This is a genomic window from Dactylosporangium sp. NPDC005572, from assembly GCF_040605515.1.
In the GTDB taxonomy this organism is placed as follows: domain Bacteria; phylum Actinomycetota; class Actinomycetes; order Mycobacteriales; family Micromonosporaceae; genus Dactylosporangium.
This window is the reverse complement of record NZ_JBEXCY010000187.1, coordinates 13,193-23,326: the sequence shown is the minus strand read 5'-3', so window position 1 is coordinate 23,326 and position 10,134 is coordinate 13,193. Positions and strand designations below refer to the sequence as shown.

Sequence of the window (10,134 nt, the reverse complement as noted above, 5' to 3'; positions counted from 1 at the left end):
GCCGGCGGTCGCCATCCACCGCTCGTCGGGGCTGATGGCGGCGTCGAAGACGATGTCGAACGCGTTCGCGGCGCCGGCCGGGTCACCCGCCCGGCCGCGCCAGCCGGCCGAGCGGCTGCGCGCCCGCAGTGTCGCCGGGTGCTCCGGGCCGAGCCGGCGCAGCGCATCGGTGGCCATCCGCCGGAAGTAGTCCGAGGCCGGCGCCACCGCGCCGGCCTCGCCCAGGCTTCTGCCGTACCGGAACAGCAACTCCCGCTGTTCGTCGCTCCACAGCACGTCGGGCGCGTGGCGGTGCAGCGACGCGGTGGTGACCCGCAGCAGGCGCCCGAGGACGGCGTCCGCCTCGACGTCGGGCCAGCTCTCGACCAGGGCGAGCGCCAGGGCGCGGGCCGCGCCGTCCAGCTGGGCCGGCGGTGCCTGTTCGCGGCTGGCGCGCTGGACGAGCCCGTGCACCTGGACCGCGCGGTGCTGCTGGATGTTGACGGGCGTCGCGAGATTCAGCCGGTACAGGCAGTGCAGCGCGTCGCTGGCCTCGTCGGCGGTGGCCGGCCGGTCGGTGCCGCGGGCCTCGCCGAAGAACCCCAGCACGGGTGGGCAGTGCAGGACGGCGAGCGGAAGGCCGTTGGGGTCGCCCAGACTGAGCACCAGCAGGAGCGGACGGGCGAGCCCGGGCGGGTCCAGCTGGTTCGCCGCGTCCACCGAGAGCGACCAGGTGACGGCGAGGACGTCGCGGTGGTCGTCCGGCAGGGCGCTCGGTTCGGGCAGCAGCTCGGACAGCCGGAGGCTCTGGTTGGCGAACCGGCTGCGGTAGGCCGCGCAGTCGATGCCACGGTCGACGATGTACGCCGCCGCCTGCGCCAGTGCCAGCGGGAGGAAACCGACGTCCTCGGCCAGCCGGGCGATCGGCTCGGTGCGCTCGTGCGGTTCGCCGAGCTTCTGCCGCAGGTAGCCGACCGCCTCCGCGGGGCTGAACATGCCGACGTCGATGAGCGTGCCCCGGCCGCGCAGCGTCGCGTCGCGCCGCCGGGTCGTGACCAGGACTCGGCCCTGCGGCGACAGGGGTGGCCACCAGCCGCCCAGGTCACTGGGCTCGTTGAGGTCGTCCAGCACGATGATCCAGCGGCGTGACGTGCGGGCCAGCCAGGCGAGGAACCGCCGCGCGCACGCCTCCTCGTTGTGTCCGTCGCCGGCGGTGGTCTCCACCCCGGCCTGCGCGTAGCCGGCGATGATGGCGGCCCGGCTGCCCGCGTTGAGCCACACGGCGAGGTCGACCTGGCCACTGTTCCAGTAGTGCCGGACCACCGCGGCGGCCAGTTGCGACTTCCCCACGCCGCCCATACCGGACAGGATCTGGGTGCCGGAGATCCATTCCGTCGCATCGGGTGAGAGCTGGTCGGTGATCTCGCGGTGGCGGTAGCAGTCCGCCGGATTCGGCACGATGCCGACCTGATGCGGCCAGCTGCCGCGCTGCGATCCGCCTCCCGGCGACGGCGGGTTGAGGTCGGCGAGCGGTTGCGGGCCGGTCTCGTCGAACCCGCTGCGCATCGGGACGATGGCGACACCGGCCGACCGGATGCGCTCCGGCCCGACGGTCGCCGTGTCGGCCGCCACGGGACTCAGCCCGGCGGTGAGGTGCGCGGCCCGCCGTACCTCCCAGAACACCCAGACCAGCACGAGGACGCCGAGGCTGAGCCCGACCGGCCAGTTCCAGCCGGTGGTGAACACGTTGGCGAGGGCGCCTACAAAGAAGGCCATGACGGTGGAGATGCCTGCCGGCGCCCCGATCCGTGCCCAGCTTTTCACTCCGGCCGACCGGTGTGAGACCAACGCATAACCAATTATGGATGCGCATACCGTCGATGCGTACACATCCATTCCGCGGGTGTCGTCCGGCCGTTCGATCCTGGTCCGCCGGGCCGGGCGACCCCTGACGTTTGGCGGCGGATCTTCTGTCTGGCATACTATCTGCATGACCGACTATGGGCACGAGCTGCGGTTCGGGACGTTTCTGCCGGCCGAGGCCGGGACCGCTGACGAGAGTGTGCGGCTCGCGGTGCTGACCGAGACGCTCGGGCTCGACCTCACCAGTGTGCAGGACCATCCGTACCAGGGGCGCTTCCTCGACGCGTGGACACTGCTCTCGGTGGTGGCCGCGGCCACCCGGCGGATCTCCGTCTTTCCCAACGTCGCCAACCTGCCGCTGCGGCCGCCGGCCGTGCTGGCGCGCGCCGCGGCCAGCCTCGACGTGCTCACCGGCGGGCGGGTCGAGCTCGGGCTCGGGGCCGGCGCGTTCTGGGACGCGATCGTGGGCATGGGCGGCACCCGCCGTACACCTGCCGAGTCCTTGAACGCTCTCGAGGAGGCCGTCGCGGTGCTCCGGGCGCTGTGGGGCGACGACCGGTCGGCGCGGATCGACGGGGCGCACTACCAGCTGCGCGGGGCGCACCCGGGGCCGGCGCCGGCGCACGACATCGGGATCTGGATCGGCGGGTACAAGCCGCGGATGCTCTCGCTCATCGGGCGGGTCGGCGACGGGTGGCTGCCCAGCTCGCCGTACCTGCCGCCGGACCAGCTCGGCGAGGCCAACGCGCGGATCGACGAGGCCGCGGTCGCGGCCGGGCGTCGGCCGCAGGACGTGCTGCGGCTGTACAACATCGCGGGGACGTTCGCGGGGCGCGGGCAGGAGTTCCTCCAGGGGCCGCCGCAGGTGTGGGTCGAGCAGCTCGCCGAGCTCGCGGTCAGCGAGGGCATGAGCGGGTTCGTCCTCATGGTGCGCGCGGGCGGCGACGACGATCTGCGGCGGTTCGCGGCGGAGGTGGCGCCGGCCGTGCGGGACCTGGTGGCGCGGGAGCGCGCGGGTACTCCTGCCCCCGTTGCCCCTGTTGCCGCCGCTGCGCCGGCTGCCCCGGTGATCGCTGTTTCGGCCAACCTCGCCACACCCACGCCCGACGAGGGCACCCGGCTGTCCCCGGTGCGGCTCTGGGACGAGGCCGAGCGTCCGGCCGGGCCCGCCCGCGACCCGGCGCTGCGGTACACCGACCGCCAGAAGGCCAAGGGTCAGCACCTCATCGAGGTGCACAACCACCTGCGCGAGGAGCTCGACCAGGTGCGCGACCTCGTCCGCCAGGTGGCCGCCGGCTCGCTCGACGTCGGCCGGGCCCGGTCGATGATCAACACGATGGCGATGCGGCAGAACAACTGGACCCTCGGCACGTACTGCGAGAGCTACTGCCGGGTCGTCACCACCCACCACACCATCGAGGACGTGTCGCTGTTCCCGGCGCTGCGGGCGGCCGACCCCCGGCTCGCACCGGTGGTCGACCGTCTGGAGGCGGAGCACCACGTCATCGCCGACGTGCTGGAGCGCGTCGACGCCGCGCTGGTGTCACTGGTGGGCAAGCCCGACGGCATCGGCGAGGTGCAGGAAGCCGTCGACCTGCTCACCGACACGCTGCTCTCGCACCTGTCCTACGAGGAGCGCGAGCTGGTCGAGCCGCTGAGCCGGCTGAACGTCACCTGACGCTCGCGACCGACACGTCCCACAGCCGGGCGGCCGCCTCGGGGTCCAACGCGTACGCCGCGACCCCGAACCGGGTGCCCGGCTGGTTGGGCAGGGCCTCGTTGCAGTCCTCGAAGTAGTGCCCGCCCACGTGGTCGAGCAGCGGCGAGGCGGCCAGCAGGACCGAGGTCGCCGCACCCTGCTCGACCGTCTTCCACTCGCTGAGCCCGGCGCCGGCCGCTGCCCGCAGCCGGGCGATCTCCTCGTCGGTGACGTGCCGCTGCAGGGCCGTGCGGATGCTGCCCGGGTGCAGGCTGTTGACGAAGATGCCGTCGCCGGCCCAACGCCGGGTGGCCTCGAGCGCGAAGAGGATGTTCGCGGTCTTCGACTGCCCGTACGCGGACCACGGCTCGTACTCGCGCCGCTCGAAGTGGATGTCGTCGAACACCACCGGCGAGCGGAGGTGGGCGCTGGAGGCCACCGAGACCACGCGCGCTCCCTCGGCCTTCCTGAGCTGCGGCAGCAGCCCGAGGGCCAGCGCGAAGTGGCCGAGGTGGTTGGTGGCGAACTGCAGCTCCCACCCGTTGCCGGTGCGGCTGAGCGGCGCGGCCATGACGCCGGCGTTGTTGACGAGGATGTGCAGCGGGTCCTGGTCGGCGTTCTGGACGAACTCGCGGACCGAGGCCAGGTCCGCCAGGTCGAGCCTGGCCACGCTGAGCTGCTTGTTGCCGGTCGTCGCGACGATGTCCTCGGCGACCCGCTCGCCGGCCGCGGTGTCGCGGACGGCCAGGACGACCTCGGCCCCGTGTGCGGCGAGGGTGCGTGCGGTCTCGACGCCGATGCCGGACGCGCCGCCGGTGACGACGGCCCGCTTCCCGGCGAGGTCGACGCCCGCGACGACCTGCTCGGCCGTCGACTCGGCGCCGAAAGGAGTGGTGATGCGCTCGGTCATGATGATGCCCCTTCCCGGCAGTACCATGGTGAAACGGAGGCTCCTCCACGTTATCCGGAGGCTCCTCCGATTGCCACCATGGGGAGGAACTGTGACGGAGCGCCCACTGCGCGCCGACGCCCGCCGCAACCGGGAACGCCTGCTGGAGGTGGCCATGCAGGCCTTCTCGGAGCAGGGCCCGGACGCGACGCTGGACGCGATCGCCCGCACGGCCGGGGTGGGCATCGGCACGCTGTACCGCCACTTCCCGACGCGGGAGGCCTTGATCGAGGAGGTGTACCGCGCGGAGCTCACGCGCCTGTGCGAGGCCGCGCCGTCGCTGCTCTCGTCGCTGCCGCCGGACGAGGCGCTGCGCTCGTGGATGGACCGCTTCATCGAGTACCTGGCGGCCAAGCGCGGCCTGGCCGACGCGCTGCGCGTGGTGATCGCGGCGGGCGGCCAGCCCTTCGCCCACAGCCGCGAACGCCTGGTGGACGCGCTGGCGATCCTCCTGCCGGCGGCGGGCCTGGAGGCCGCGGCGGCGGACGACGTCCTGATGTCGTTGAACGGCATCTCACTGACGGCGGGCGACCCGACCCAGCGCGACCAGGCGGCGAGGCTGCTGGACCTGCTGATGGACGGCCTCCGCTACCGCCGCACGACCGCCTCGCAGGCCTAGCTCCGCTTCAGCGCTGGCGGTACCGGGGGGCGAACGCGCGGCGGACCCGGAGCGGGCACGGCCAAGGTGCTGAACCGGCGATCATCCCGGCGGGCGCCATGATCGAGGGAAACTTCTGGCTGTCCTGGCAGCCAAATACTTCCCTTGATCATGGACGCATCCAAGTAAGCCGATAGATATGCGCCGACCAATCAAGGCACACGGTCCGCGCTGCCCTGGTTCCGTGCGCCGTTTGCGCGGTCCGCGCTGCCTTGGCCCGGGCGGCGCGCGTCTGCCCCCGTAGCTGCTCTGTCGTTTCGCCCGTGCGGTGCTCCCGCTCCGCTTTGGCTCCGCTCGCGTGCCTTGTGGCCCGTTCCGGTCCGGCGTTTCCATCGGTTTTGATGCATCATTTTTGATGCATCAAAAGTGATGTGTGTGCCGCCTCCGTCGGGCCGGAGTTGTTGGTGCTCGGGTCGGCTGGGGTGCGGCATCGGGTGGCCTCGATATGGCCATGATCCATGGCGGGTTTTGGTTGTCCACGCAGCCAAAACTCGCCATCGATCATGGGCCAGCGGGGGGAGGCTTGCCCATCGGTGGGGCGGGTGGGGTTCTGGGTGATCGCGAGGGCCCGTGACGCAGGACACGGGATCGCTGCGTCCGTCCCGCGCATAGACTGGGTTCGAAAAGTGGACTCAGAGCACGTAAGTGAGGGTACGCGGAGAAGCGGGGGTGCGGGACATGCTGATCCGGCCGTGGGAGTGCGGGGACCAACGGCTCGTTGCCGACGCGCAGCAGCAGCTTTCCGAGCGGAGCCTCAGCCGGCGGTTCCTCGTCGGGACCGGCGGGCGGCTGCCCTCCGCCTACCTGACGCACATCGCCAAGGGTGCCCGGCCGCCCGAGTGGGACGCGCAGGTCGCGGTCGACCGGGGGCAGCTGTGCGGGTGGGCGGAGTACGGCACCATCCCCGGCACCGGCGGCAGCGCCGACCTCGCCGTCATCGTCGTCGACCGGTGGCAGCGCGAAGGCGTCGGCTCGCGGCTCATCCGGGCGCTCGTCCAGCGGATGGTCGCGGCCGGGATCCGGCAGGTGTACGCCGAGGTGCTGCCCGAGAACCGTGACGTGCAGGCGTTCGTGCGGGCACTGGCCGGCGCCGGCACGGGGCCCGAGGGCGGGTACGTCGACGGGCTGGTGCGGTACCACTTCCCGCTCGTCGACGTACCCGCCGAAATGCAGGGTCAGAACGTCGGGATGGCCACCGCCGTGTAGGGCGTCGTCGGGGTCGCCGGCGTCGTGAAGCGGGCATTGGGCAGGTACAGGCGGTTGCCGAACTTCGCCACCGTCGCCGGTACGTCGAAGCGCGGGTCCGTCGTCGTCGCGCGCAGTTCGCCCGTGCGGCCGGAACGGTCCAGCTTGACCGCGGCCACCGTGTTCAGGCGGTTCTGCACGACGTACAGCGTGCGGCCGGCGACCAGCAGGCCGTCACCGGCCGGGAACAGCGCGTCGCCGACGTCGATGCGGGTCGTCGCGCCGGTGCGGGGGTCGATGCGGAACAGGAAACCGGTGTTGGACTGCACGGCGACGAGCGCCTTGCCGTCCGGGGTCTCGGCGATGCCGTTGAGGTTGTTGACGTCCGGCGTCAGCACGAAGTCACCGGTGAGGGCGATCGTGGTGAACGACGCCGGCAGCTTTCCACCCCGACCGAATGCCACCTTGTACAGCACCGCCTTGCGCGAGTCGGTGAAGTACGCGGCCGACTCGGTGAGCACCACGTCGTTGACGAAGGTCGGGGCGGTGGCGAACTGGTAGGAGGCGAGCACCGCACCCGTGCGCAGGTCCACGACCCGGGCGTTGCCCGCGCCGCCGCCGGCGACGAAGAGGCGGCCCCGGTCGTCGGTCTTCAGGCCCAGCGAGCCCGTCCCGACGGCCGGGCTGAGCTCCGACCCGGCGCCGGAGACCAGGTTCACCCGCCAGATGCGCCCGTCGGCCCGGGAGCCGAAGTAGGCGAACGGGCCGGGGCCGATCGCGATGCCCTCGGGCTGGAAGCCGTCGGGCAGGTTCAGGGTCGTCGGTAGCGGCCGGTGGCCCGAGGAGGAGGCCGCGGCGGGGGACGCCACGAGCGTGGCCATGATCGTTGCGGCGAGGGTCAGTCCAACCATCACGTGTCGATGTATGGTCATGCCTCGTTCTACCCCTTCCCGGGCGAAAGGGTTCAGGTCGTCGTGGCGGCGGGCCGTGAGCACGACCCGCCGCCACAGACTCACAGGAAGCGGTACGCGGTGCCGCCACGCACCGGGGCGACGCGCACCCCGGCCCGCGGGTTGGCCGCCTCGACCATCTTGCCGTTGCCGAGGTAGATCGCGACGTGCCCCGGCGTGTGGATCACGTCGCCGGCGCGCCACTGCCCGGACGGCACCTTGCGGCCGCGGGCGGCGATCTGCTCGCTCTGGTGCGGCAGCTTCACCCCCACCTTCGCGTAGGCGGCCATGACCAGCCCGCTGCAGTCGAAGGCGTTCGGGCCGGAGGCGGCCCACTTGTACGGCTTACCGACCTGGCCCAGCGCCCACGACACGACGGTGCCGGCGGCGCCGGAGGGCGGCGTCACGGACGGTGGCTTGGTGGCCGGCGGCTTTCTCACCGCGGTGGGTTTCGCCGGGGCGGGCGGCGGAACGACGACCCTCGGGGCCGTGTCACGGGAGGAGAGGTGGATCGGACGATATGCGCGGTCCGCCTTCTCGAAGGCCGCGATGCGGGCCTCCTGGTCGGCGAGCAGTTCGGCCTGCAGAGTGGCCACCTCGTCGGTGGCCGTCACATTCGTCGGTACTGGTTGGGCCGCGGCGGTGGCGGAGGAGCCGAGCCAGACGGCGGAGAGGGCCAGGACGGTGGTGCCCGCTGCGATGCGGCGCAGCGGCTGCGATGCGTTCAGGACGGCTCCTGGGACGGCCCGGTGCACTCTCGCGTGTCTCGGGTGGTGCGGCGGCGCCAACGGCGTTGCCGGGACCCGAAGTACCGGGCGAAACGGACAATCGATCACGCCGGCCGCGATGAGGGCCGTCCGTGACGCTAGGCCACCCCGTCGGCGAGCCGCCGTGCGTCGTGAGAAGGCTCACCCGGACCTCACCCCCGGTACGACCGCATATGCCCATTTCGCACGGATCTCCCGGGGCCGTGATCGGGCCGGACCCGGGTTGCGAGCGGTTGGTAGCGTCCCCGCGCATGGGAGGCATCGGGTACTCGCTCGGCATCAGCGGTGACGGTGACGTCGACGCGGCACGGTCGGCGATCTGGGAATACACGAAGTCCTTCGCGCGGTGGTGCACGACGAGCCCCGTCTACGGGGAGGTCGACTACTACCTCGACGACGTGCGGACCGAGAACGACCCGCACCGGCCCGGCGACACCCGCATGTACTGGTGGCTGCCCGACTACGCCGGCTCCTGCGTGCGCTCGATGCTCGCCTGGGAGCACTGGTGCCAGCTCACCGCCGCGATCGACTGGCCGTACCTCGTCAACGAGGCCGGGCGCCACGGCGTGCGCATCACCCAGGACCGCCCCGCCCGCGAGGACGCGCCGAACCGGTTCGTGGTCCTGCGCGGCTACCTGTGGCTGATCGAGGACGGCCGGCTCACCGGCGACAACGCGATGCTCGCCCTCGACGAGCTCACCGCCGAGGAGGCGGCCCGGGTCGAGGCCGCCCGCGAGCGGTGCGGCTGCGGGGTGTGCGCCATGCTGCGCCCCGACCCCGGCGTCCTCGACACGCTCCTCGGCGACCTGCGCGGCGAGGACCAGGACACCGCGGTCCAGGCCACCTGGTACCTGGAGCGGATGACGACCACCAGCCCCGAGGCCCTGGAGACGCTGGTCCGGGTCGGCGGCGGCCCGATGGGCTTCCACTACAACGACTTCAACGGCCCGATCGGGCGCGCGGCGGCCGCCCTGCCGGGCGCCTGGGAGCAGCTGATGGCCCTGGCGCCCGGGCTCAACCCCGACTCGCGGGACCTCGCGTTGGACGGGCTTTTCCAGTTGTACCGCGACCCGCAGCGCACCGAGGACGAGCGCGCCGCCTACCGCGCCGCGCTGCAGGCCGCCCTCGACGAGTACGGCAGCGACACGGCGTTCTACCTGATCAAGGAGCTCAAGGACTAGACGGTGACCCAGCCGTCGAAGCCGCTCGGGGACATGCAGTGGACGCGGCCGTCCAGGCGCAGGTCGGGGTCGGTCGCGTAACGCTCGGCGAGGGCCCACTCGGCCGTCGCGTCGCCGCGGTCGGCGGCCAGCAGCAGCCTGGTCAGCTCGTCGGCGACGCGGTCGGTGATCGCGCCCCACTGGTCCCACAGCAGGACCTCGTCGCCGCGGCGGTGGGCGACCTCCAGCAGTACCTGGTCGAGCAGGAACTGGTGGCCGCGGAACGGCTGGTCGGGGCTCACGCCGTAGGTGTCGGCGTCGATGAGGCCGCGCCGGTGCGCGTCCCAGGCCTGTGCGGCGGTGAGGAACTGGGGCAGGTCGGCGGTGTCGAACGGGTACCGCCACGGGTCCAGCTGCGCGTCGGCGAGCACCCAGCGGGTGCCGTCCCAGTACTCGGCGACGGCGTGGTCGTAGTTCCAGTCCTCGGCCAGGTACGCCGCGAAGCCGACCCGGACCCGGGCCGGTACCCCGCGGTGGCGCAGCGCCGCCACGGTGAGCAGCGCGAAGTCGCGGCAGCAGACCACGACCCGGTCCGGCTCCGGCCGCGGCTGGGCGAGGGGCACCGGGAAGCGGCTCTGGTCGAGCTCCAGGAGCCGCTCGACGCGCCGCGAGTCGATCTCGGCCAGGCGCGGCCCGGTGAACGTGAGGCCGGCCGCCTGGTAGTGCACCAGGACGTTGCGCATGACCGTCATGAGCCCGGGTAGGTCGCCCGGCAGGTCATCGAGCAGGGCGGCGAACCGTCCCGGGTCGCTGAAGCGCGTCTGCTCGCGGTACCGCTGCTGCATCCATCGAACCTAACAACAATTCAACCGCCGTCGAGCGCCCGTGCGGCACGGTCTGAAATTGTCGCGCCGAACCGGGCGT

9 protein-coding genes are annotated in these 10,134 nt (G+C 72.3%); 4 read left to right on the top strand and 5 right to left on the bottom strand.

All coding sequences use genetic code 11. The annotated features are described in order from the left end of the window. On the bottom strand, positions 1-1,755 hold a 1,755-nt coding region (locus ABZS66_RS48285; protein WP_354769800.1), incomplete at its 3' end, for an NB-ARC domain-containing protein. 214 nt (positions 1,756-1,969) lie between these two features. Here ABZS66_RS48285 and ABZS66_RS48280 point away from each other — a divergent pair. Continuing rightward, positions 1,970-3,520 (top strand): LLM class flavin-dependent oxidoreductase, encoded by a 1,551-nt coding sequence (locus tag ABZS66_RS48280; protein WP_354769799.1) that lies wholly within the window; start codon positions 1,970-1,972, stop codon positions 3,518-3,520. Here ABZS66_RS48280 and ABZS66_RS48275 read toward each other — a convergent pair. Next, the gene (locus ABZS66_RS48275) at positions 3,513-4,451 is read right to left on the bottom strand and encodes an SDR family NAD(P)-dependent oxidoreductase (protein WP_354769798.1); all 939 of its coding nucleotides are present in this window, start codon (positions 4,449-4,451) and stop codon (positions 3,513-3,515) included. The genes ABZS66_RS48280 and ABZS66_RS48275 overlap by 8 nt on opposite strands. Positions 4,452-4,542: 91 nt before the next feature. On the opposite strand from ABZS66_RS48275, the gene ABZS66_RS48270 reads away from it, so the two are divergent. Both ABZS66_RS48270 and ABZS66_RS48265 read left to right on the top strand, forming a co-directional pair. Next, positions 4,543-5,109: a helix-turn-helix domain-containing protein gene (locus tag ABZS66_RS48270; RefSeq protein ID WP_354769797.1), complete on the top strand. Its 567-nt coding sequence runs from the start codon at positions 4,543-4,545 to the stop codon at positions 5,107-5,109. A 717-nt stretch (positions 5,110-5,826) separates the two neighbouring features. Next, a complete protein-coding gene (locus ABZS66_RS48265; protein WP_354769796.1) occupies positions 5,827-6,354 on the top strand; it encodes a GNAT family N-acetyltransferase in 528 nt (175 codons plus the stop codon). Here the strand turns inward: ABZS66_RS48265 and ABZS66_RS48260 are convergent. Together ABZS66_RS48260 and ABZS66_RS48255 are read right to left on the bottom strand one after the other, a co-directional pair. Then, positions 6,324-7,244 carry a superoxide dismutase gene (locus ABZS66_RS48260; RefSeq protein ID WP_354769795.1) on the bottom strand — a complete coding sequence of 307 codons (921 nt, stop codon included), beginning with the start codon at positions 7,242-7,244 and terminating at the stop codon, positions 6,324-6,326. The genes ABZS66_RS48265 and ABZS66_RS48260 overlap by 31 nt on opposite strands. A 101-nt stretch (positions 7,245-7,345) precedes the next feature. Then, positions 7,346-8,038, bottom strand: coding sequence for a C40 family peptidase (locus ABZS66_RS48255; RefSeq protein ID WP_354769794.1), 693 nt, complete (start codon positions 8,036-8,038; stop codon positions 7,346-7,348). Between the two features lie 263 nt (positions 8,039-8,301). Between ABZS66_RS48255 and ABZS66_RS48250 the strand changes: the two genes are divergently transcribed. Beyond that, positions 8,302-9,231, top strand: a complete 930-nt coding sequence (locus ABZS66_RS48250; RefSeq protein ID WP_354769793.1) for a hypothetical protein — start codon at positions 8,302-8,304, stop codon at positions 9,229-9,231. Here ABZS66_RS48250 and ABZS66_RS48245 read toward each other — a convergent pair. Next, on the bottom strand, positions 9,228-10,055 hold the full coding sequence (locus ABZS66_RS48245; protein ID WP_354769792.1) for a transglutaminase domain-containing protein: 828 nt from the start codon (positions 10,053-10,055) through the stop codon (positions 9,228-9,230). The two genes, ABZS66_RS48250 and ABZS66_RS48245, sit on opposite strands and share 4 nt — an antisense overlap. Positions 10,056-10,134 lie beyond the last annotated feature (79 nt).